Origin of the sequence: Pseudomonas sp. AG1028 (genome assembly GCF_007993955.1) — a bacterium.
Classification (GTDB): domain Bacteria; phylum Pseudomonadota; class Gammaproteobacteria; order Pseudomonadales; family Pseudomonadaceae; genus Aquipseudomonas; species Aquipseudomonas straminea.
On sequence record NZ_VIVP01000011.1, the window covers coordinates 34,666 to 56,530 of the forward strand.

The window sequence follows — 21,865 nt, forward strand, 5'->3', positions numbered from 1 at the left end:
CGTTTTTTCAGGAGCCGCGCGACATGCCTCTTTCCACCCCTGCCCGCGCCTGCGGTATCGACTTCGGCACCTCCAACTCCACCGTAGGCTGGTTGCGCCCGGGCGGCGAAACGCTGATCCCGTTGGAAGACGGCAAAATCACCCTGCCCTCCGTGGTGTTCTTCAATCTCGAGGAGCGCAGGCCGGTCTATGGTCGCCTGGCCCTGCACGAGTACCTGGAAGGCTACGAAGGCCGTCTGATGCGCTCGCTCAAGAGCCTGCTGGGTAGCAAGCTGCTAAAAAGCGAAACCGCGGTGATGGGCAGCGCCCTGCCGTTCAAGGACCTGCTGGGCTTCTTTATCGGCGAGCTGAAGAAACGCGCCGAAGCGGTGGCCGAACGCCCCTTCGAAGCCGTGGTGCTGGGCCGCCCGGTGTTCTTCGTGGATGACGATCCGGCCGCCGATCAGGAAGCCGAAAACACCCTGATCGCCGTGGCGCAGAAGCTCGGTTTCAAGGACGTGTCCTTCCAGTACGAACCAATCGCCGCGGCCTTCGACTACGAGTCCAGCATTGAGCGCGAAGAGCTGGTGCTGATCGTCGATATCGGCGGCGGCACCTCGGACTTCTCCCTGGTGCGCCTGGCACCGGAGCGCCGCCAGCTGGCCGAACGCCAGGGCGATATCCTGGCCACGGGCGGCGTGCATATCGGCGGTACCGACTTCGACAAGCAGTTGTCGCTGGCCGGCGTGATGCCGCTGTTCGGCTATGGCAGCCGGATGAAGAGCGACGCGCTGATGCCCACCAGCTTTCACCTCAACCTGGCGACTTGGCACACCATCAACATGGTCTACTCGGCCGCCTCGCAGCGGGCGTTGCAGAACATGCGCTACGACATCGTCGACCCGACCGGCATCGACCGCCTGTTCAAGCTGATCGAGCAGCGCGCCGGCCACTGGCTGGCGATGCAGATCGAAGACAGCAAGATCGCCCTGACCGAGCACCAGCAGCACCCCATCGACCTGCAACGCATCGAAGATGGCCTGCGCGCCGAGCTGACCCGCGGGCTGTTCGAGGACAGCATCGCGGCGCTGCTCGAACGCATTCGCAGCAGCGTGGCCACGCTGCTCAGCGATGCTGGCGTGGCCCTGGAGCAAGTCGATACGGTGTTCTTCACCGGCGGCTCCAGCGGCGTGCCGGCCCTGCGCCAGAGCGTGGCGGCGCTGCTGCCCAACGCCCGGCATGTAGAAGGCAACACCTTCGGCAGCATCGGCAGCGGCCTGGCCATCGAAGCGAAGAAGCGTTACGGCTGACAGCTGGGAAGGGGCGGCGATAAGTTTGTGGGAGCGCGCCATGCGCGCGACTCGCGGGCATGGGCTAGACGCCTCCGCCCGCTCCCACCGGATAGCTGACTACCTGCCTTAGCGCGGCGCTACCGGACGCGGCTTCTTCTTGCCGCCAGCCCCTTTCCCGCCGCCCTTGCGCTGCTCCTGCAGCCGGGCTTCGGCCGCTGCTTTGGCCTGCTCGCGCTTGTCCCAGGGCTTGCTGCCGTCGCTGCCGTCGCTGCCGTCGCTGCCGCGCGGCGGCAGGCCGGTGTGCTGGGTGAGGATACGCCCGCCAGCAGGCTTGGCTGCCTGACCGACCTTCTTGCTACCTGCCGGCGTCGAGTTCTTGCGGCGCGCGCTCTGATACTCGTCGGTCTTGGGCTGGTAGGTCGGAATCAGCTGGTGCTTGCCGTTGCCGATCAGGTCGGCGCGGCCCATACGCTCCAGCGCCTCACGCAGCAGCGGCCAGCCCTTCGGGTCGTGGTAACGCAGGAAGGCCTTGTGCAGACGGCGCTGCTGCTCGCTCTTGACGATCTCCACGCCATCGCTCTTGTAGGTGACCTTGCGCAGCGGATTCTTGCCCGAGTGGTACATGGCCGTGGCGGTAGCCATCGGCGACGGGTAGAAGGCCTGTACCTGGTCGGCACGGAAACCGTTGCGTTTGAGCCACAGCGCGAGGTTCATCATGTCCTCGTCGGTGGTACCGGGGTGCGCGGCGATGAAGTACGGGATCAGGTACTGTTCCTTGCCCGCCTCCTTCGAGAACTTCTCGAACATGCGCTTGAAGGTGTCGTAGCTGCCGATGCCCGGCTTCATCATCTTGTCCAGCGGGCCGCGCTCGGTGTGCTCCGGGGCGATCTTCAGGTAACCACCAACGTGGTGGGTGACCAACTCCTTGACGTACTCCGGCGACTCGACGGCCAGGTCATAACGCAGCCCCGAGGCGATCAGAATCTTCTTCACGCCCGGCAGCGCGCGAGCCTTGCGGTACAGTTCGATCAGCGACGAATGGTCGGTATTGAGGTTCTCGCAAATACCGGGGAACACGCACGACGGCTTGCGGCAGTGCTTTTCGATCTCCGGGTCTTTGCAGGCGATGCGGTACATGTTGGCGGTCGGCCCGCCGAGGTCGGAGACCACGCCGGTGAAGCCCGGCACCTTGTCACGCATCTCCTCGATCTCGCGGATGATCGACTCGTGGGAGCGGTTCTGGATGATGCGGCCTTCGTGCTCGGTGATCGAGCAGAAGGTGCAGCCGCCGAAGCAGCCACGCATGATGTTCACCGAGAAACGGATCATGTCGTAGGCCGGAATCCTCTCCTTGCCATACGCCGGATGTGGCACGCGCGCATAGGGCATGCCGAACACGTAGTCCATTTCCTCGGTGGTCATGGGAATGGGTGGCGGGTTGAACCACACGTCCACTTCGCCATGCTTCTGCACCAGCGCGCGGGCGTTGCCCGGGTTGGTTTCCAGGTGCAGCACGCGGTTGGCGTGGGCGTAAAGCACCGAGTCGTTGCGCACCTTCTCGAAGGACGGCAGGCGGATCACCGTCTTTTCACGCTCCAGGCGCGGGTGCGAAAGCAGCTGCACCACCTTGGCTTCGTTGGGATCCTCGACTGGGCCTTTTTCCTGCTCGATGGCGCAGGCTTCGGTGTCCTGGGTGTTCACGTAGGGGTTGATGATCTTGTCGACGCGACCCGGACGGTCGATACGCGTCGAATCCAGCTCGAACCAGCCCGCGGGCGTATCACGGCGGATAAAGGCGGTACCGCGAATGTCGGTGATGGTATCAATGGACTCGCCACGGGACAGGCGCTGGGCCACTTCGACCACCGCACGCTCGGCGTTGCCGTAAAGCAGGATGTCGGCAGTGGCATCCATCAGGATGGAGCGGCGCACCTTGTCCTGCCAGTAGTCGTAGTGAGCGATGCGGCGCAATGAAGCCTCGATGCCGCCGAGCACCACCGGCACATGGCTGTAGGCTTCCTTGCAGCGTTGGCTGTACACCAGGCTGGCGCGATCCGGGCGCTTGCCTGCCAGGCCGCCGGGCGTGTAGGCGTCGTCGGAGCGGATCTTCTTGTCTGCGGTGTAGCGGTTGATCATCGAGTCCATGTTGCCGGCCGCCACACCGAAGAACAGGTTCGGCTCGCCGAGCTTCATGAAGTCGTCTTTGGACTGCCAGTTCGGCTGGGCGATGATGCCCACGCGAAAGCCCTGGGCCTCCAGCAGACGACCAATGATCGCCATGCCGAACGACGGATGATCGACGTAGGCGTCACCGGTAACGATGATGATGTCGCACGAATCCCAGCCGAGCTGATCCATTTCCTCCCTGCTCATTGGCAGGAACGGCGCCGGGCCGAAACACTCGGCCCAGTATTTGGGATAGTCGAACAGCGGCTTGGCGGCTTGCATGGCGGTAACCGTTTTTGATCAGGAATTTCACGGGGCGCGGAATATAGCACAAATTTTAACCAAACCCGACTGCTGCGCTAGGTTGTACCGGACATCCGATAGCAGGTATCGCGCTTCGCTTTGGTCATTCAAAAGCACAGCGTTCGGTGTACGCTTAGGCTTACACAACAAGACCCGCTCGCCTCCAGGAGCCCCCCGCTTGCAGCGCCTAGCCACATTCCTGTCGCAGATCCTGATCCTGGCGATCCTGAGCCTTTCGGCGCAGGCCGAGGTCATCAGCCTGACGGCCAGCAGCAGCGGCCAGAGTCTCAACGGCCAGGTGGAATTGCTCGAAGATCCCGGCGCGGCGCTGAGCATCGACGACATGGCCGACCCGACCGTGCAGCAGCGCTTCACGCCCGCCAGCGGCAAGGCCAGCGTTGGCCAGAACCCCAACCCCTGGTGGGTCAAGGTGACTCTGCGCGCAGAGACCATGGCGCCCAGCCAGTGGTGGCTGGAAGTCGCCTCGGTTACCCTGCTCGACCTGCAGCTGTACTTTCCAGACGGCCACGGAGGCTGGAAAAAGCGCCAGTCCGGGGAGAAGGTGAGTTTCGCCGAGGGTCGCGACCATCCCCACCGGCGCATGCTGTTGCGCCTGCCCGAACTGGGCGAGCAGCCACTCACCTTCTACCTGCGCAGCTATGACCCGGCTGGCAACTCCTTTCCGCTCAAGGTCTGGCAACTGGACGACCTGAAAACGCAGGCCGCCGGGGAAAATCTCTGGCTCGGCGTGATCTACGGCGTGATCACCGCGCTGCTGCTCTACAACCTGTTCATCTTCCTGGCACTGCGTGACAGCGCCTACTTCTGGTACGTGGTGACCACCGCAGGCGCGCTGTTGATGATTCTCGGCATGACCGGCCATGGCTTCCAGTACCTGTGGCCCGGCTCGGCGGTGCCCTTCTGGCTCGATCGCATCAGCGTGCCGGCACTGTGGGGCTTCGGTGCCTGCCGCTTCACTCAGAAACTGCTGCAGACCCGCCGTTTCCTGCCCTGGGCCCATCATTTGCTGACCATCAGCTGCGCCCTGTACCTGACCGCCGTCGCCGCCGACGCCTTTGGTCTGCGCGCGGTCGGCGCCTGGATTTTCGTGCTGCTGGCGATCACCACCATCCCCACCGCCATCTGGGCTTCGCTGAAGCGCTGGCGCCAGGGCTACTTTCCGGCCTGCCTGTACTTCTGCGGGTACGGCATGATCCTGGCGAGCGTCAACCTGCTGCTGCTGCGCGCTACCGGCATCATTCAGCCAGCGGCCTGGAACAGTTATGTGTTTCCGGTCGCGGTGGCGCTGGAGTCGATCCTGTTCTCGTTCGCCCTCGCCTACCGCATCCAGTTGCTTAAGAACCAGCGGGCTGAAGCGCTGCAGCGCGCCGACGAGGAAAAAGGCGCGCGCCTGGCTCAGGTACAGGCCAGCGCCGATGATCTGCAACTGGCCGTGGACCGGCGCACCGCCGAACTGAAAAGCGCCAACCTGCAACTCTCCCAGCAGAAGCAAGAATTGCGACATGCCGCCTTTCACGATGCCTTGACCGACCTGCCCAACCGCCGCCACCTGGTGGAGCAGTGCGAGAGCGCCTTGCGCGGTGCGCGGCAGAGCGATGAAAACCTTGCCCTGCTGCTGATCGACCTGGATCACTTCAAACCGATCAACGACCAGCACGGCCACGATGCCGGCGACGTGCTGTTGCAGCACATCGGCCGAAGGCTGCGCGAGCATGTGCGCGGCAGCGATACGGTGGCGCGCCTGGGCGGGGATGAGTTCGCGGTATTGATCGGCGGCGCCGATGCCCAGCACTACGCCAGGGATGTCGCCGAACGCCTGCTCGCCGAACTGGCCCGGCCAGTGGACTACGCCGGCCACGCCCTGACCGTCAGCATCAGCATCGGCGCGGCGTTCTATCCCCAGCATGCCGAGCAGTTCGCCGGCCTCTACAAGGCAGCCGACCAGGCGCTCTATCAGGCCAAGGCAGCCGGCCGCTCGGGTTACGCGGTGTTCCAGCCGGCCGGCTGAGCCGTCACTCGTCGTCGAACTGGTAGCTGCCGGGCGCCAGGTTCTCGAAACGCGAGTACTTGCCGAGGAAGGCCAGGCGCGCGGTCCCCAGGGGGCCGTTACGCTGCTTGCCGATGATGATTTCGGCGACGCCCTTGTACTCGGTCTCCGGGTGGTAGACCTCGTCCCGGTAGACGAAAAGGATGATGTCGGCGTCCTGCTCGATCGCCCCGGATTCACGCAAGTCGGAGTTGATCGGGCGCTTGTTGGGCCGCTGCTCCAGACCCCGATTGAGCTGCGAGAGGGCAATGACCGGGCAGTTGAATTCCTTGGCCAGCGCCTTGAGCGAGCGCGAGATCTCGGAAATCTCGTTGACCCGGCTATCACCGCTGGAGCCGGGAATCTGCATCAGCTGCAGATAGTCGACCATGATCAGGCCGATCTCGCCGTGCTCGCGGGCCAGACGCCGGGTGCGCGCGCGCATCTCGCTGGGCGAGATACCGGCGGTGTCATCGATGAACAGTTTGCGGTCATTGAGCAGGTTTACCGCCGAGGTCAACCGCGGCCAGTCGTCATCGTCCAGGCGGCCGGCACGCACTTTGGTCTGGTCGATGCGACCGAGGGACGCCAGCATACGAATCACGATGGATTCGGAAGGCATCTCCAGGGAATACACCAGGATCGACTTGTCGCTGCGCATCAGCGCGTTTTCCACCAGGTTCATGGCGAAGGTGGTCTTACCCATCGACGGACGACCGGCGACGATGATCATGTCGGCCGGCTGCAGGCCGCTGGTCAGGTTGTCCAGGTCGGTGAAGCCAGTGGACAGGCCGGTGATCGCGTCACCGTTGTTGAACAGCTCGTCGATACGGTCGATGGCCTTGACCAGGATGTCGTTGATGCCCACCGGGCCACCGGTCTTCGGCCGCGCTTCGGCGATCTGGAAGATCAGCCGCTCGGCCTCGTCGAGAATTTCCTCGCCGGTACGGCCTTCGGGTGCGTAGGCACTGTCGGCAATCTCGTTGCTGATGCCGATCAGTTTGCGCAGGGTGGCGCGCTCGCGAATGATCCCCGCGTAGGCCTTGATGTTGGCCACCGACGGCGTGTTCTTGGCCAGCTCGCCCAGATACGCCAGGCCGCCGACCTGCGACAACTGCCCTTCCTTGTCGAGCTGCTCGGACAGGGTAACCACGTCGAACGGCTGGTTGCGCTCGGCGAGCTTGAAGATGGCGCGAAAGACCAGGCGATGGTCATGACGGTAGAAGTCGCCATCGGACACCTGATCCAGCACGCGCTCCCAGGCGTTGTTGTCGAGCATCAAACCACCGAGCACCGCCTGCTCGGCCTCGATCGAGTGCGGAGGCACCTTCAGGGCTGCGGTTTGCAGGTCGTATTGTTCGGGGATGCTGATGTCGTTCATGGGCGCCTGGGAAGAATGCTTGCGGTGAAAAACAAAGGGCACGGTACCGCTCTCGCAATACCGTGCCCGATGTTAGCGGGAAGGCACCTGAGTGCAAACCCGCTAAGCAGTTCGCTGAGAATTAGGCAGCGACTACGACAACCTTGACGGTTGCTTCGACGTCGCTGTGCAGGTGCACGGCCACGTCGTACTCGCCAACCTGGCGAATGGTGCCGTTCGGCAGACGAACTTCGGCTTTGGCCACTTCAACGCCGGAGGCGGTCAGGGCGTCAGCGATGTCGTGGGTGCCGATGGAACCGAACAGCTTGCCTTCATCGCCAGCGGTGGCGGTGATGGTGACTTCCAGCTCAGCCAGCTGAGCGGCGCGAGCTTCGGCGGAAGCTTTCTTCTCGGCAGCGGCTTTTTCCAGCTCGGCGCGACGTGCTTCGAAAGCAGCGACGTTGGCTTCGGTGGCAGCGGTAGCTTTGCCTTGCGGCAGCAGGAAGTTACGGCCGTAACCGGCTTTAACGTTCACTTTATCGCCCAGGTTGCCCAGGTTGGCGATTTTTTCCAGCAGGATGACTTCCATTTGGGTGTTACCTCTTAACTTTTAACCTTCACCGTTGGCGGGACCCGAACCGGGCTTGTCCGCCAGACGACCACGAAAATCAAACAGACTGTCGACGATGGCTAACACCACCAGCAAGGGATAGATCAGCTGCATGAACAGCAGCAGCGTAATGTACAGCCCGACCAGCCAGAACTTCGACAGTCGGCCCTTGGCCACCAGCCCGTGCAACAGAGCGATGGCAGCAAACACCAGCGGAACACTGCACAACGGCGTGAGCATGGCCATCTCGACACCCAGATTGGGCCCGAGCAGCATGCCGACCAGCAGCAACATCGCCAGCATCGGCGGAAATCTCAGCTCACGAAACTCGGAGCCGAAACCTCCAGGGTTGTACAACGCCGCCTGCCAGAAACGCCCAAGCATCAGGCTCAGCAAGCTGACCACCTGCAGCAACGCTGCCAGCAATCCGGTCAGGATGGGTGCAATGAGACTCTGGAGACGCGCCTGATCATCCACCGACATCTGTTGGTGAACCCCATCGAGCATCTGCGGCAACAGCTTGGTCAGCTCCTGCGCCATGGCTTCGATGGGCTCGCGGAACGTCGCCCCCAATACCAGTCCATACACCAGGCCCAGCGCGATGCTGAACAACAGCACCCGCCTCCAGGACGGATTGGCGCGCAATACGCACGCCAGCCCCAGCGCGCCCAGCAGCACCAGCAAGGTGCGCGGTTCGCCGAAGTACCACCAGCCAATGGCCGGCAGTAACGCCCAGGCGAGGATGCCGACGGCATCACTCAAGCCGCGCCGCAGAAGCACCAGGCTTCCCGCGGCAGCACTCAACCAGAACAGCAGCGGCAAAGCTGCAGATCCGACCACCACGAGGGTGGCCTGCATACGGCCGCGCATGATGAATTCTGCCAAGGCGCGCATGCGATAAATCCCTTACTACTTGTCGAACGTCAGATCTTAACGGCCGTGGCTGTCGGTGTAGGGCAGCAGGGCCAGGAAGCGGGCGCGCTTGATAGCGGTAGCCAGCTGACGCTGATAACGAGCCTTGGTACCGGTGATACGGCTAGGAACGATTTTGCCGGTTTCCGAGATGTAGGCTTTCAGGGTGTTGAGATCTTTGAAATCGATCTCTTTCACGCCTTCAGCGGTGAAACGGCAGAATTTACGACGACGGAAGAAACGTGCCATGGGATTGGCTCCTCAATAGATCCGGTGATTACTCGTCAGCGTTGTCGCTGTCGTTGTTGTCGCTGTCATCGCCGTCGTTGGACTCGGCGTTTTCAGGACGTTCACGACGCTCACGGCGCTCACTGCGGTTTTCTTCGGCCTTGAGCATCTCGGACTGACCGGTAACGGCTTCGTCGCGACGGATGACCAGGTTACGGATCACGGCATCGTTGTAGCGGAAGTTGTCTTCCAGCTCGGCCAGGGCCTTGCCGCTGCACTCAACGTTCAGCATCACGTAGTGAGCCTTGTGAACGTTGTTGATGGCGTAGGCCAGTTGACGACGGCCCCAATCTTCCAGACGGTGGATCTTACCGCCGTCTTCTTCGATCAGTTTGGTGTAACGCTCGACCATGCCGCCGACTTGCTCGCTCTGGTCCGGGTGAACCAGAAAGATGATTTCGTAATGACGCATGAATGCTCCTTACGGGTTGTAGCCTGCCGCGAAATGCGGTCAGGCAAGGAGTGAATGACACTGTTGACTTGCTGAAACGGAGAGGCGCGCAAACACCTGCCATGACGGCAAGGGGCGACATTCTAGAGAAGCCCCCAGGCGCACGCAAGGCGATTTGGCGATTTTTTGAACAACCAATCGCCGGCGTTGTACCGGCGATTGGTTCAGGCTTTGAGCGCGCGACGCTGACGCAGCGCCTCGAACAGGCAGATGCCGGTGGCGACCGACACGTTGAGACTGCTGACGCTGCCAGCCATGGGCAGCTTGACCAGGTAATCGCAGTGCTCGCGGGTCAGGCGGCGCATGCCTTTGCCTTCAGCGCCCATGATCAGCACTGTCGGGCCGGTTAGGTCCTGCTGGAACAACTCCTGCTCGGCTTCACCGGCCGTACCGACGACCCACAGACCGCGCTGCTGGAGTTTTTCCAGGCTGCGCGCCAGGTTGGTCACGGCGACCAGCGGGATCACCTCGGCGGCCCCACAGGCGACCTTGCGCACCACCGGCGTCAGCGTCGCCGACTTGTCCTTGGGCACGATCACCGCCAGCGCACCCGCCGCATCGGCGGTGCGCAGGCAGGCGCCGAGGTTGTGCGGATCGGTCACGCCATCGAGTACCAGCAGCAGCGGTGGGCCTTCGCAACGGTCGAGCAACTCCTCGAGCATCGCCTCGCCCCACACCTGGCTTGGGCTGACCTCGGCGACCACACCCTGGTGCACGCCTTCGACCCAGGCGTCCATCTCGCGGCGCTCGCACTGGCCGACGGCGACGCGCGCCTGACCGGCCAGCTCGAGCAGCGGTTGCACGCGCGGGTCACTGCGCCCATCGGCCAGCCAGATCTGCTTCACGCGCTTGGGGTGATGACGCAGCAGCGCCTCGACGGCATGCACGCCGTAGATCTTTTCCAGCTGACTCATGACTTGGCCTTGCCTTTCGACGGCCCCTTGCGATGGCGACTCGGCTTGCCGCCCTTGTCCGTCGGCTTGCCACCTTTCTTGCCGGAAGTCTTGGACTCGGCGAGCAGCGCCTTCTTCACATCACGGCTTTTCTGCACGTCGGTATTACCAGCAGGCGTGTTGCGCGCGCCGCGGCCACTGCGGCTATCGCCGCCAGACTCACGCCGCTTGCCGCGCGCCGCCGGCGCCTGCTCTGTACCTTCAGCCATCTCGAAATCGATCTTGCGCTCATCCAGATCGACACGCATGACCTTCACCGACACGCTATCGCCAAGGCGGAAGCTGCGGCCACTGCGCTCACCCGCCAGACGGTGATGCACGGGATCGAAGTGGTAGTAATCGCCAGGCAGCGCGGTGACATGCACCAGGCCTTCGACGTAGATGTCCTTGAGTTCGACGAACAGGCCGAAACCGGTCACGGCAGTGATCACGCCCGGGAAGGTTTCACCGACGCGATCCTTCATGAACTCGCACTTGAGCCAGTTGACCACGTCACGAGTGGCTTCATCGGCACGTCGCTCGGACATCGAGCACTGCTCACCGAGCTGCTCGAGCATTGGTTCGTCGTACGGATAGATGCGCGCCTTGGGCATGCTAACGGCACCGGCACGCTCGACGTGCGGGGTGTCCTGCTTGGAGCGGATCACGCTGCGGATCGCGCGATGGATCAGCAGATCCGGGTAGCGGCGAATCGGCGAGGTGAAGTGCGCGTAGGCGTCGTAATTGAGGCCGAAGTGCCCCTGATTGTCAGCGCTGTATACCGCCTGGCTGAGCGAGCGCAGCATCACCGTCTGGATCAGGTGGTAATCCTCGCGACCGCGGATGCTTTCCAGCAGTGCCTGGTAGTCCTTGGGCGACGGACCGTCCTTGGACTTGCCACGGTGCAGGGAAAGCCCCAGCTCGCCGAGAAACGCCTTGAGCTTTTCCAGGCGCTCCGGTGGCGGACCATCGTGCACGCGGTACAGCGCCGGAATGCCGTGCTTCTGCATGAACGCGGCGGTGGCCACGTTGGCGGCCAGCATGCATTCCTCGATCAGCTTGTGGGCATCGTTGCGCTGGGTCGGGCGGATCTCCGCGATCTTGCGGCCCGAGCCGAAGATGATGCGGGTCTCCTGGGTTTCGAAGTCGATGGCGCCGCGCTCGTGGCGAGCGGTGAGCAGCACCTGATAGAGCGAATACAGTTGCTTGAGGTGCGGCAGCACGTCCTTGTACTCGCTGCGCAGGGCCTTGCCTTCGCTGCTCTTGGGCTGCTCGAGCATGGCACTGACCTTGTTGTAGGTCAGGCGCGCATGGGAGTGGATCACCGCCTCATAGAACTTGTAGTCGGTCATCTTGCCGGTCTTGGAGATCGAGATCTCGCAGACCATGGCCAGGCGATCGACCTTGGGGTTCAGCGAGCACAGGCCGTTGGACAGCTCTTCCGGCAGCATCGGAATGACCCGCTCCGGGAAGTACACCGAGTTGCCGCGTACCTGGGCCTCGGCGTCCAGCGCCGAGCCGACCTTCACGTAATGGGAAACGTCGGCGATGGCCACGTAAAGCTTCCAGCCGCCGGAGAACAGGCGCCAGTTGCTGCCGCTCTTCTCGCAGTACACCGCATCGTCGAAATCGCGGGCATCCTCGCCGTCGATGGTGACGAACGGGATATGCCGCATGTCGACGCGGTTTTCCTTGTCCTTCTCCTCGACCTCGGGCTTGAGCTTGCGGGCTTCCTTGAGCACCGCCTCTGGCCAGACATGAGGAATGTCGTAGCTGCGCAGGGCCACGTCGATTTCCATGCCCGGTGCCATGTAGTTACCGACCACTTCGGTCACGTCGCCCTGGGGCTGGAAGCGCGGGGTCGGCCAGTGGGTGATCGTCACTTCGACGAACTGGCCCTGCTTGGCGCCGCCGTTACGGCCGGCAGTGACCAGCACTTCCTGCTGGATCTTCGGATTGTCAGGAATCACGAAGCCGATACCGCTCTCTTCGTAATAACGACCGACAATGGTCTGATGGCCACGGGAAATCACTTCGACGATAGCGCCTTCGCGGCGACCTCGACGGTCGAGGCCCGAAACCCGCGCCAGTGCGCGGTCGCCATCGAATACCAGACGCATCTGCGCGGGGCTCAGGAACAGGTCATCGCTGCCGTCATCGGGCACCAGAAAGCCGAAGCCGTCGCGGTGGCCACTGACGCGACCAAGGATCAGGTCCAGCTTGTCCACCGGCGCATAGGTGCCGCGGCGGGTGTAGATCAGTTGACCGTCGCGCTCCATGGCGCGCAGTCGGCGGCGCAGGGCTTCTATCTGCTCGTCGGTGGTCAGCCCGAACTCTTCGAGCAGCTCCTCACGACTGGCGGGCGAGCCGCGATCAGCCAGTTGCTGAAGAATCAGCTCGCGGCTGGGAATGGGGTTGTCATACTTTTCCGCTTCTCGGGCGGCCTCGGGATCGAGGGATTGCCAATCGGCCATTAGAAACTGTTCACCTTATCTATAGAGTCGTTTTTTGCCATGTATCTATTGAAGCGCGAAAGCGCCCTCCGGGTCAGCTCTCAGCACAAATAATTTTTCGACGTCAGGGGTTTACAAGGTAAAAGCGCGACCGTATAGTTCGCGCCCACAGCGTCGAGCAGACGTTGTAACACGAAGCAGATGAGCAATCATCAGTTTCAGTGCCCAGGTGGCGGAATTGGTAGACGCGCTGGTTTCAGGTATCAGTGATCGCAAGATCGTGGAAGTTCGAGTCTTCTCCTGGGCACCAAATTTCGTGAAGCAGCTTGATAACCTGCTTTGCAAATAACGGATGTAATGATCCGTACCGGCAACGGTGAACATTACTGCAGTGCCCAGGTGGCGGAATTGGTAGACGCGCTGGTTTCAGGTATCAGTGATCGCAAGATCGTGGAAGTTCGAGTCTTCTCCTGGGCACCAAAATTCAAAAAACCGAGCCAATGGCTCGGTTTTTTATTGCCTGAGCAAAAGTGACCCGCAAGGCCTGGCAATCACCAGGCCCGCGCTGCCCTCCTCACACCTTGAACTGACCCAGGCTGTCCTTGAGCTGCCCCGCCAGGCCATCGAGTACACGACCGCTATTGGCCGTCGCCGCCACCGCCTCGGCCGCACGCTGGGCCTCGGCGTGGATTACCTCGACACGACCGCGCACCGCATCGGCCCCTTCGGCCTGATGCGCTGCAGCCTGAGTGGCGGCATTGATGGCGCCGTGTACGTCCTCAACCGAGCGCTGTACCGCCTGCTGGATACGCGCGCTTTCACGAAGCGCCGCCAAGCCTTGGTCCGCCTGCTGCCCAGCCTGACCGATTGCCCCGACCGCTTCACGGGCGCCCTGCTGCAGGGCGACGATATGCGACTGGATATCGCCGGTCGATTGCTGGGTCTTGCTGGCCAGAGCACGCACCTCATCGGCCACCACGGCAAAGCCACGGCCGCTCTCGCCGGCCCGCGCCGCCTCGATGGCCGCGTTGAGGGCCAGCAGGTTGGTCTGCTCGGCGATCGAGCGAATCACCGTGAGCACCACCTCGATCTGCTCACTCTGCTTGGCCAGACGCTCGATGACCGCCGAACCGGCGTCGACCCGCTGCACCAGCTCTTCGATGGAGCCGCCGACCCGGTTGGCGATGGCGGTGTTTTCCTGGGTCGACTGGCGAATCGCCTCGACCCGCTGCAAAGCCTCCTGCATGGCCCGACTTTCGGCCTGAGCCTCGTCAGCCATTACTGCCAGCGCCTGCAGGCTGGCTGCCACTTCGTCACGCTGGCGTTCGGCAGCCTGCTCCGCGGCAACGCTGCGAGCGCTCAGCGCGGTAATTTCCTGTCCGGTGCGCACCGCCACGTCACCGGCCTCACGCACGATGGGCTGCAGTTTGGCGACGAAACGGTTAACGGCAGAGGCCATTTCACCCACCTCGTCACGACTGTCGATTTCGATTCGCCGGGTCAGATCGCCCTCGCCAGCGGCCAAGTCGTCGAGCGCCGCGATCAAGGTGCGCAGGCGCACCACCACGCGACGCCCCAGCACGATCGCCAGCGCCAGCAATACGCCGAAGCCAACCACCGCCAGGCCCATGCCGATGCGCCAGCGCAGGTTGGAGGCGGCCGCGTCGACCGCTGCACCGGTATTGGTCGCCATGCCCTGGGCCGCCTGCTGCGCCGAGGCCAGCCGCTCCGAAAGCGCCTTGGCGCTATCCGTGGAGGCGCCGGCCAGACTATCAGCCACCAGTTGACCGCCGCTGGCCAGCAAGGCCTCGAAACGCTTGTCGACTGCCTGCAGCTCGGCCTCGATGGCGGACGTGGAAACTCCCATCAGCACCTTGCCGATTTCCACATCATTGGGGCTGATGCTGGCTTCGACGAAATACACGCCCGGGTCGGTCTTGGCCGCATTGATTACCTTGTCCAGCGCACGCTCACCCGCCCCGGTATCGAGCATGTGCTGAATCTGCTCGTTCTGACGGTTGAGGTAACGGGTCAGATGGTTACCCTCGGCATCGTCGTAGATTACGAACAGCACGTTGGGGTTTCGCTGCGCACGGCGGGCGAATTCCGACAGCGCAGGGATATCGGAATCCCACATGGCACGCGGCGCCACGGCAGCGAGCAGCTGCGCCAGATCATTGGCGGAATCGCGCAGACTGCGCTCGAGACTGGCACGAATCTGCACACGTTCATCACTGAGGCGACTCGACAGCCCGGCCGACAGACTCTCACGGGTACGCACCGAAAGCCCGCCCAGGCTAGCCGACACGTCCTTGTTGGCCTGCTCCAGCTCGGTCGCCAGACGCTGGGAATCGCTGCCCAGCTGACGCTCAAGATCGGTCACCAGACCATCCACGGTGCTGCGCGTCAGTGCCAGCACCAGCACCACCTGAACGAACAGCGCCACGCCCAGCGCGATGAACACGGGCAGCAATAGGCGACTACGCAGCAGCGAAAAGACAGCGATCACGGGCAAATCCTCCGACCGCCAGAGGAGCGGCAACTTCAGGGTAGGAGCAAGTCAAAGCAAGGCGCGTGCCGAATAGCGGCACATCGCCAGATTGCACCCAGGCCTCGCGCCTCGTCAAACGAAAACGGGCCGCCCAAGGGCGACCCGTTTCGTTTACCGACCTGCGGCTGCCACAGCAGCCGTTACCACTCAGGCGAAAGGATGGCGCAGCACGATGGTCTCGTTGCGATCCGGGCCGGTGGAGATGATGTCGATCGGCGCACCGACCAGCTCTTCCAGGCGCGAGATGTAGGCACGGGCGTTGGCCGGCAGTTCTTCCAGGGTCTTGGCACCCAGGGTCGACTCGCTCCAGCCCGGCATCTCCTCGTACACCGGCTCCAGGCCAATGTAGCTGTCGGCATCGGTCGGGGCGTCGATGACAGCGCCGTTCTCGTTCTTATAGCCCACGCAGATACGGATGGTTTCCAGGCCGTCGAGCACGTCCAGCTTGGTCAGGCACAGGCCCGAAATGCTGTTGACGTCGATGGCGCGACGCAGGATCACCGCGTCGAACCAGCCGCAACGACGGGCACGGCCGGTGGTAGCACCGAACTCGTGGCCACGCTTGGCCAGGAAGGCGCCGACATCATCGAACAGCTCGGTCGGGAACGGGCCGGAACCGACACGGGTGGTGTAGGCCTTGGTGATGCCGAGGATGTAGTCGATGTACATCGGGCCAACGCCAGAACCGGTGGCGATACCGCCGGCAGTGGTGTTGGAGCTGGTGACGTACGGGTAGGTGCCGTGGTCGATGTCCAGCAGCGAGCCCTGGGCGCCTTCGAACATGATGTCCTTGCCGGCGCGACGCAGGTTGTGCAGCTCGGCAGTGACGTCGAGCATCATCGGCTTGAGCTGCTCGGCGTATTCCATGCACTGATCCAGGGTTTCCTGGAAGTCGATGGCCGGCTCTTTGTAGTAATTCACCAACTGGAAGTTGTGGTAATCCAGCAGCTCGCCGAGCTTGGCGGCGAAACGCTCGCGGTGGAACAGGTCACCGATGCGCAGGCCGCGACGGGCGACCTTGTCTTCGTAGGCCGGGCCGATACCGCGACCGGTGGTACCGATCTTCAGCTCACCACGGGCCTTCTCGCGCGCCTGGTCCAGGGCCACGTGGTAGGACAGAATCAGCGGGCAGGACGGGCTGATGCGCAGGCGCTCACGCACCGGTACGCCCTTCTCTTCCAGCTTAGTGATTTCACGCAGAAGGGCGTCGGGAGCGACCACCACGCCATTGCCGATCAGGCACTGCACACCTTCACGCAGCACGCCCGACGGAATCAGGTGCAGTACGGTTTTCTCACCGTCGATCACCAGCGTGTGGCCGGCATTGTGACCGCCCTGGTAACGCACGACGGCGGCGGCGTGTTCGGTCAGCAGATCGACGATCTTGCCCTTGCCCTCATCACCCCACTGGGTGCCCAGGACGACGACATTCTTACCCATGATACTTGTCCTCTTCGCGCAAGCTTGAGCCGGTCGCGGCCGGCGAAAATAAATCAGAATAGACGAGCCAGCAGGCCGCTCAGTCCAGCGCCAGCACCTGCCAGCGACCCTCATGCAATACCAGTTGGCGATCACAGTGCGCCTGCACCGCCTCGCTCAATTCCTGCCCCGGCAGCGCCTGTACCACGCGCTCACCATCGGCGCGCAAGCGGCGGACCGCCTGCCACAGATAAACATCATGACTGTCCGGCGCCCAGATGCCTGCAGGCTCTTCGCCCAGCGGCATACGGCCGAGCGTCACCAGCGTCTTCAGGTCGGTGGAGAAGCCGGTAGCCGGACGGGCACGACCGAAGTCGGCTCCGATGTCGTCGTAACGACCGCCCTGGGCGATGGCCTGCCCCACGGACGGTACGAACGCGGCGAACACCACGCCAGTGTGGTAGTGATAACCACGCAGCTCACCGAGATCGAAATACAACGGCAGCTCCGGATAGCGCAGCTCCAGCGCATCGGCGATGGCCACCAGCTCGTCGAGAGCGGCATGCACGTCATCCGGCGCATCGACCAGACAGGCCTGGGCCAGATCCAGCACTTCGCGACTTCCGCACAGCTCGGCCAGGGCCCGCAGCATGCGACGCAGCGAGTCCGGCAGCGCCTCGGTAAGCGCATCGATCTCGTCCATGGCCTTGCGCTGCAGGGCATCGAACAGCTGCTGCTCGGCCTCACCAGAGAGTTCAGCAGCACGCACCAGGCCGCGGTAGATACCGACGTGCCCCAGGTCCATGTGCACGTCCGGCACTTCGGCCAGCTCCAAGGTGTCGACCAGCAGGCTGATCACTTCTACATCGCTGGCCGGACTGGCGTCGCCGTAAAGTTCGGCGCCCAGCTGAATCGGGCTGCGCGAGGTGGTCAGCGCCCGCGGCTGCGCATGCAGTACGCTGCCGGCGTAGCACAGGCGGCTCGGCCCTTCACGGCGCAGGGTATGCGCATCGATGCGCGCGACCTGCGGGGTGATGTCGGCACGGAAACCCATCTGCCGGCCAGACAGAGGATCGGTCACCTTGAAGGTACGCAGATCCAGATCCTGGCCCGCGCCGGTGAGCAGCGACTCCAGGTACTCGATGTGGGGAGTGACCACGAATTCATAGCCCCAGCGCTGGAACAGATCCAGTACCTGACGACGCGCGATTTCGATGCGCGCCGCTTCCGGGGGCAATACTTCTTCGATCCCATCTGGCAGCAGCCAGCGGTCTACCGTTGCCATTTCGCCATTTCCCTCTTGATTCGGGCGGCACAAGCCTTCAGTGAAGCGGATGGGAAGCCGAGCACGGCAACAGGCCGGCCGACTCCAGGAACGGGCATCGAGACGATCAGAGATTTGATTGCACGAAGCCCCCACGCCAGCGGCGCGGAAAGGGACAAGGTCAGGGACCTTGAAAGACAGAACGTAACGCTCAGTTCGTGCCGCATGATTCCCACAGGCGTAAAAAAGCCGGGATTTTCCCGGCTGCTGCATCATACCACGTCGAAAGCCTCAAGCCGCAAGCTTCACACGACAAGCGAGCACGGGGCTTCGGCTTGCGGTGTTTGGCTTGCGGCTCGGAGCCTCGTTACGGCTTGGACTTTTCCAGGTAGCGGAAGAAGTCGCTGCTCGGATCCAGCACCAGCACGTCACGCTTGTCGGAGAAGCTCTCGCGATAGGCGTTCAGGCTGCGATAGAAGGCGTAGAACTCCTGATCCTGGCCATAGGCCTTGGAGTAGATGGCCGCGGCCTGGGCATCACCCTCACCACGCAGTTCCTCGGCCTGGCGATACGCCTCGGCGAGAATCACGCGCTGCTGACGATCGGCGTCGGCGCGAATACCTTCTGCCAACTCCTTACCCTTGGCGCGGTGCTCACGAGCCTCGCGCTCACGCTCCGAACTCATGCGGTCGAAGACGCTGCGGTTGACTTCCTTGGGCAGGTCGATGGCCTTGACGCGAACGTCCACCACCTCGATACCCAACTCACGCTGCGCCGCGCGGTTGAGCGAGGCAGTCACGTCAGCCATCAGCGCATCACGCTCGCCGGACACCGACTCGTGCAGGGTGCGCTTACCGAACTGGTCACGCAGCGAGGCCTCGAGACGACGCGACAGACGCTCGTCGGCGATCTGCTTCACGCCCGAAGTCGCGGTGTAGTAACGCTCGGCGTCCTGCACGCGCCATTTGGCGTAGGCATCAACCATCAACGCTTTCTTCTCGAGCGTCAGGAAGCGCGAGTTGACGGTATCCAGGGTCAGCAGGCGGGCATCGAACTTGCGCACCTGGTTGACGTACGGAATCTTCATGTGAAGTCCCGGCTGCACGTCTGCCTCGACGATGCGACCGAATTGCAGCAATACCGCCCGCTCGGTCTGCGCCACGATGTAGAAGCTGCTCCAGGCCACCAGGGCCAGCACCACGCCCGCGATCAGGGTCACCAGTGATTTATTGCTCATCAGCGGCTCTCCCTTGTACGCACGTCTGGCTGCCCAACGTTGTTACCCACACGCGCGCCGAGATCGGCAGCGCCGGCACCGGCCGCGCCGGACGACGGATTGCTGCTGCCGCCACGGCTGTCGATCATCTTGTCCAGCGGCAGATAGAGCAGGTTGTTCTGCCCCTTGTCGCCGGTTACCAGCACTTTGCTGGTGTTGGTCATCATCTGCTGCATGGTGTCCAGATACAGACGCTCGCGAGTGATTTCCGGTGCCTTGCGGTACTCGGCAACCAGTGCGGTGAAGCGATCCGCCTCACCCTGGGCGCGGGAAATCACTTCGTCACGGTAACCGCTGGCGTCCTCGATCAGACGCTGGGCCTGACCACGGGCTTCCGGCACCACGCCGTTGGCGTAGGTTTCCGCCAGGTTCTTCTCGCGCTGCTCGTCTTCGCGAGCACGAATCACGTCATCGAAGGCTTCCTGCACTTCACGCGGCGCCGCGGCGCTCTGCAGGTTCACCTGGGTAACGGTGATACCGGTGCGGTAGGTATCAAGGAAACGCTGCAGGCGCTCGCGAACATCGCCAGCCATCTGCTCACGGCCTTCGGTCAGCACCTGATCCATCTCGGTGGAGCCCACCACGTGGCGCACGGCGCTGTCGGTGGCGTGCTGCAGGCTGGTTTCCGGCATGTCGACGTTGAGCACGTAATCCTTGAGGCTGCTGATCTTGTATTGAACGGTCAGCGGCACTTCGATGATGTTCTCGTCTTCGGTCAGCATCTGCCCCTGCTTGCTGTAAGCACGCTCGCGGGTGACGTTTTCCTGAAACTTGCGATCGATCGGTGGGAAGTAGATGTTCAGACCCGGGCCGACCGTCTCGTAGTACTTGCCGAAACGCAGCACAACGGCCTGCTCCTGCTCGTCGACCACGTAGATGGCGTTGTACAGCCAGAAGGCGCCGACCACGGCCAGCGCAACGAACAGCAGGCCGAAACCGCCACCCTTGCCGCTATCGGAGCCGCTACCATCACTGCCGCGTTTCTTGCGGCCACCGAACAACCCATTGAGGTTGTCCTGCAGCTTGCGGAAGGCTTCGTCAAGATCCGGTGGTCCCTTGCGATCGCCGCCGCCACCGCCTTTACCGCCACGGCCGCCGCCACCCCAGGGGTCCTGATTATTCGAGTTGCCACCCGGCTCATTCCAAGCCATAGCGCTCTCCATACTGATAAAGCAAAGACGCGCCCAACGGCGCGCCCACCAATGCTACAGAATGCCTGCTTCCAGCGGCAAAATCACCGCTGCGGGCTTTATTGCAAAGTGTGTTGCTCGATGAACTCCACCGGCTGCAGCCCCTCGCGGCTGACCAGACGATTGAGTTCGACCCGCGGGATACGCACCTGCAACAGGCTGCTGCCGTCTTCGGCATAGGACTCCTGCAGCACCGCGCCCAGTTCAAAGAATTGCGCCCGCAGGCGCGCCAGGCGCTGCGGCAGCCGCAGCGTGGCGACGAACAGGTCGTCACCAAGCAGCTCGGCGATCGCCTGCCTGAGCAACGGCAAACCGCGACCATCACGCGCCGACAACCACACACGCTCGGGGCGCCCATCGGCATTGCGCTGAATCTGCGGTTCGACGCCTTCGAGCAGGTCGAGCTTGTTGTAGACCTCAAGCACCGGCAGGTCCTGGGCGCCGATTTCACCAAGCACTTCGAGCACCTGCTCGATCTGCGCATCGCGCTCCGGCTCGTGGGAGTCGATCACGTGCAGCAGCAGATCGGAGTTGCTCGACTCTTCGAGAGTCGCGCGAAACGCCTCGACCAGCTTGTGCGGCAGGTGACGGATGAAGCCCACAGTATCGGCCAGCACCACAGGCCCCAGGTCGTCGAGTTGCAGACGGCGCAGGGTCGGGTCAAGGGTAGCGAAAAGCTGATCGGCCGCGTAGACCTCGGACTCGGTCAAGGCGTTGAACAACGTGGACTTGCCGGCGTTGGTGTAGCCGACCAGAGACACGGAGGGAATATCGGCCCGGTTGCGGCCACGGCGTGCCTGCTCACGCTGGCTGCGCACCTTCTCCAGCTTCTGCTTGATCTGGCGGATGCGCACACGCAACAGGCGGCGGTCGGTTTCCAGCTGGGTTTCACCCGGGCCGCGCAGACCGATACCACCTTTCTGCCGCTCGAGGTGAGTCCAGCCACGCACCAGGCGCGTGCTCATGTGATCGAGCTGAGCCAGCTCGACCTGCAGCTTGCCTTCATGGGTACGTGCGCGCTGGGCGAAGATGTCGAGAATCAGCCCGGTGCGATCCAGCACGCGACACTCGAACATGCGCTCGAGGTTACGTTCCTGACTGGGCGTGAGGACATGATTGAAAATGACCAGGTCGGCCTCGTGGGCCTTGACCTGGTCACGCAGCTCTTCCACCTTGCCGCTACCGATGAGGAACTTCGCGGTGGGCCGGCTATTGGGCACACTGAAGAACGCCACGGTATCGGCACCGGCGGACAGTGCCAATTCCTGAAACTCCTGGGGATCCTCGCTCGCCTCGGTGTTCTGACTATCCAGATGAACCAGGATGGCCCGTTCACCCCCTTCATGGCGCTCGAAGAACAATGCGACCCCCT

At 63.0% G+C, this 21,865-nt stretch carries 16 protein-coding genes, 2 tRNA genes and 1 pseudogene; 4 read left to right on the forward strand and 15 right to left on the reverse strand.

The window, feature by feature from the left end:
- Window positions 1–23 precede the first annotated feature (23 nt).
- Window positions 24–1,289: an Hsp70 family protein gene (locus FB481_RS18455; protein ID WP_093506464.1), complete on the forward strand. Its 1,266-nt coding sequence runs from the start codon at window positions 24–26 to the stop codon at window positions 1,287–1,289.
- 108 nt (window positions 1,290–1,397) lie between these two features.
- Here FB481_RS18455 and FB481_RS18460 read toward each other — a convergent pair whose 3' ends face one another.
- Window positions 1,398–3,719, reverse strand: coding sequence for a YgiQ family radical SAM protein (locus FB481_RS18460; protein WP_147177299.1), 2,322 nt, complete (start codon window positions 3,717–3,719; stop codon window positions 1,398–1,400).
- 199 nt (window positions 3,720–3,918) lie between these two features.
- Between FB481_RS18460 and FB481_RS18465 the strand changes: the two genes are divergently transcribed.
- Entirely contained in the window at window positions 3,919–5,769 is a 1,851-nt protein-coding gene (locus FB481_RS18465; protein ID WP_147177300.1) for a diguanylate cyclase domain-containing protein, read from the forward strand.
- Window positions 5,770–5,773: 4 nt separating this feature from the next.
- Here the strand turns inward: FB481_RS18465 and dnaB are convergent, their stop codons facing one another.
- The 7 genes from dnaB to rnr form a co-directional block, all read right to left on the reverse strand.
- On the reverse strand, window positions 5,774–7,168 hold the full coding sequence (dnaB, locus tag FB481_RS18470; RefSeq protein WP_075932396.1) for a replicative DNA helicase: 1,395 nt from the start codon (window positions 7,166–7,168) through the stop codon (window positions 5,774–5,776).
- 121 nt (window positions 7,169–7,289) lie between these two features.
- Window positions 7,290–7,736, reverse strand: a complete 447-nt coding sequence (gene rplI, locus FB481_RS18475) for a 50S ribosomal protein L9 (RefSeq protein WP_013793171.1) — start codon at window positions 7,734–7,736, stop codon at window positions 7,290–7,292.
- 21 nt (window positions 7,737–7,757) lie between these two features.
- Window positions 7,758–8,651, reverse strand: a complete 894-nt coding sequence (locus FB481_RS18480) for a hypothetical protein (RefSeq protein ID WP_093506456.1) — start codon at window positions 8,649–8,651, stop codon at window positions 7,758–7,760.
- 36 nt (window positions 8,652–8,687) lie between these two features.
- Window positions 8,688–8,918, reverse strand: coding sequence for a 30S ribosomal protein S18 (gene rpsR / locus FB481_RS18485; protein WP_013793173.1), 231 nt, complete (start codon window positions 8,916–8,918; stop codon window positions 8,688–8,690).
- A 28-nt stretch (window positions 8,919–8,946) separates the two neighbouring features.
- The gene (gene rpsF, locus FB481_RS18490; RefSeq protein WP_013793174.1) at window positions 8,947–9,369 is read right to left on the reverse strand and encodes a 30S ribosomal protein S6; all 423 of its coding nucleotides are present in this window, start codon (window positions 9,367–9,369) and stop codon (window positions 8,947–8,949) included.
- Window positions 9,370–9,572: 203 nt separating this feature from the next.
- The gene (gene rlmB, locus FB481_RS18495; RefSeq protein WP_093506454.1) at window positions 9,573–10,322 is read right to left on the reverse strand and encodes a 23S rRNA (guanosine(2251)-2'-O)-methyltransferase RlmB; all 750 of its coding nucleotides are present in this window, start codon (window positions 10,320–10,322) and stop codon (window positions 9,573–9,575) included.
- The gene (rnr, locus tag FB481_RS18500; protein ID WP_093506452.1) at window positions 10,319–12,814 is read right to left on the reverse strand and encodes a ribonuclease R; all 2,496 of its coding nucleotides are present in this window, start codon (window positions 12,812–12,814) and stop codon (window positions 10,319–10,321) included. Before rnr ends, rlmB begins: the two co-directional genes overlap by 4 nt.
- Before the next feature lie 202 nt (window positions 12,815–13,016).
- Here rnr and FB481_RS18505 point away from each other — a divergent pair.
- Window positions 13,017–13,103 (forward strand) — tRNA-Leu (locus FB481_RS18505).
- An 83-nt stretch (window positions 13,104–13,186) separates the two neighbouring features.
- Window positions 13,187–13,273, forward strand: a tRNA-Leu gene (locus FB481_RS18510).
- Window positions 13,274–13,367: 94 nt separating this feature from the next.
- Here the strand turns inward: FB481_RS18510 and FB481_RS23720 are convergent.
- From FB481_RS23720 to hflX, 7 genes and pseudogenes are all read right to left on the reverse strand, one after another.
- Window positions 13,368–14,252, reverse strand: a complete 885-nt coding sequence (locus FB481_RS23720) for a methyl-accepting chemotaxis protein (RefSeq protein ID WP_372239579.1) — start codon at window positions 14,250–14,252, stop codon at window positions 13,368–13,370.
- A pseudogene (locus FB481_RS23725) lies at window positions 14,226–14,930 on the reverse strand (HAMP domain-containing protein); the annotation flags it as partial. The gene FB481_RS23720 and the pseudogene FB481_RS23725, both read right to left, overlap by 27 nt.
- 561 nt (window positions 14,931–15,491) lie before the next feature.
- The gene (locus tag FB481_RS18520; protein WP_093506448.1) at window positions 15,492–16,784 is read right to left on the reverse strand and encodes an adenylosuccinate synthase; all 1,293 of its coding nucleotides are present in this window, start codon (window positions 16,782–16,784) and stop codon (window positions 15,492–15,494) included.
- A 79-nt stretch (window positions 16,785–16,863) separates the two neighbouring features.
- Entirely contained in the window at window positions 16,864–18,048 is a 1,185-nt protein-coding gene (locus FB481_RS18525; RefSeq protein WP_147177302.1) for an ATP phosphoribosyltransferase regulatory subunit, read from the reverse strand.
- Between the two features lie 346 nt (window positions 18,049–18,394).
- Window positions 18,395–19,264 (reverse strand): protease modulator HflC, encoded by an 870-nt coding sequence (gene hflC / locus FB481_RS18530; protein ID WP_013793180.1) that lies wholly within the window; start codon window positions 19,262–19,264, stop codon window positions 18,395–18,397.
- Complete coding sequence (gene hflK, locus FB481_RS18535; protein ID WP_013793181.1) at window positions 19,264–20,454, reverse strand: FtsH protease activity modulator HflK; 1,191 nt, start codon at window positions 20,452–20,454, stop codon at window positions 19,264–19,266. Before hflK ends, hflC begins: the two co-directional genes overlap by 1 nt.
- A gap of 98 nt (window positions 20,455–20,552) precedes the next feature.
- The gene (gene hflX, locus FB481_RS18540; protein ID WP_147177303.1) at window positions 20,553–21,854 is read right to left on the reverse strand and encodes a ribosome rescue GTPase HflX; all 1,302 of its coding nucleotides are present in this window, start codon (window positions 21,852–21,854) and stop codon (window positions 20,553–20,555) included.
- Window positions 21,855–21,865: the final 11 nt, after the last annotated feature.

What these genes read in the sequence shown, in the direction of transcription:
- FB481_RS18455 (WP_093506464.1), top strand. Translation starts at nt 24, where the DNA reads ATGCCTCTTTCCACCCCTGCCCGCGCCTGCGGTATCGACTTCGGCACC.
- FB481_RS18460 (WP_147177299.1), bottom strand. Translation starts at nt 3,719, where the DNA reads ATGCAAGCCGCCAAGCCGCTGTTCGACTATCCCAAATACTGGGCCGAG.
- dnaB (WP_075932396.1), bottom strand. Translation starts at nt 7,168, where the DNA reads ATGAACGACATCAGCATCCCCGAACAATACGACCTGCAAACCGCAGCC.
- rplI (WP_013793171.1), bottom strand. Translation starts at nt 7,736, where the DNA reads ATGGAAGTCATCCTGCTGGAAAAAATCGCCAACCTGGGCAACCTGGGC.
- FB481_RS18480 (WP_093506456.1), bottom strand. Translation starts at nt 8,651, where the DNA reads ATGCGCGCCTTGGCAGAATTCATCATGCGCGGCCGTATGCAGGCCACC.
- rpsR (WP_013793173.1), bottom strand. Translation starts at nt 8,918, where the DNA reads ATGGCACGTTTCTTCCGTCGTCGTAAATTCTGCCGTTTCACCGCTGAA.
- rpsF (WP_013793174.1), bottom strand. Translation starts at nt 9,369, where the DNA reads ATGCGTCATTACGAAATCATCTTTCTGGTTCACCCGGACCAGAGCGAG.
- rlmB (WP_093506454.1), bottom strand. Translation starts at nt 10,322, where the DNA reads ATGAGTCAGCTGGAAAAGATCTACGGCGTGCATGCCGTCGAGGCGCTG.
- rnr (WP_093506452.1), bottom strand. Translation starts at nt 12,814, where the DNA reads ATGGCCGATTGGCAATCCCTCGATCCCGAGGCCGCCCGAGAAGCGGAA.
- FB481_RS23720 (WP_372239579.1), bottom strand. Translation starts at nt 14,252, where the DNA reads ATGGCCTCTGCCGTTAACCGTTTCGTCGCCAAACTGCAGCCCATCGTG.
- FB481_RS18520 (WP_093506448.1), bottom strand. Translation starts at nt 16,784, where the DNA reads ATGGGTAAGAATGTCGTCGTCCTGGGCACCCAGTGGGGTGATGAGGGC.
- FB481_RS18525 (WP_147177302.1), bottom strand. Translation starts at nt 18,048, where the DNA reads ATGGCAACGGTAGACCGCTGGCTGCTGCCAGATGGGATCGAAGAAGTA.
- hflC (WP_013793180.1), bottom strand. Translation starts at nt 19,264, where the DNA reads ATGAGCAATAAATCACTGGTGACCCTGATCGCGGGCGTGGTGCTGGCC.
- hflK (WP_013793181.1), bottom strand. Translation starts at nt 20,454, where the DNA reads ATGGCTTGGAATGAGCCGGGTGGCAACTCGAATAATCAGGACCCCTGG.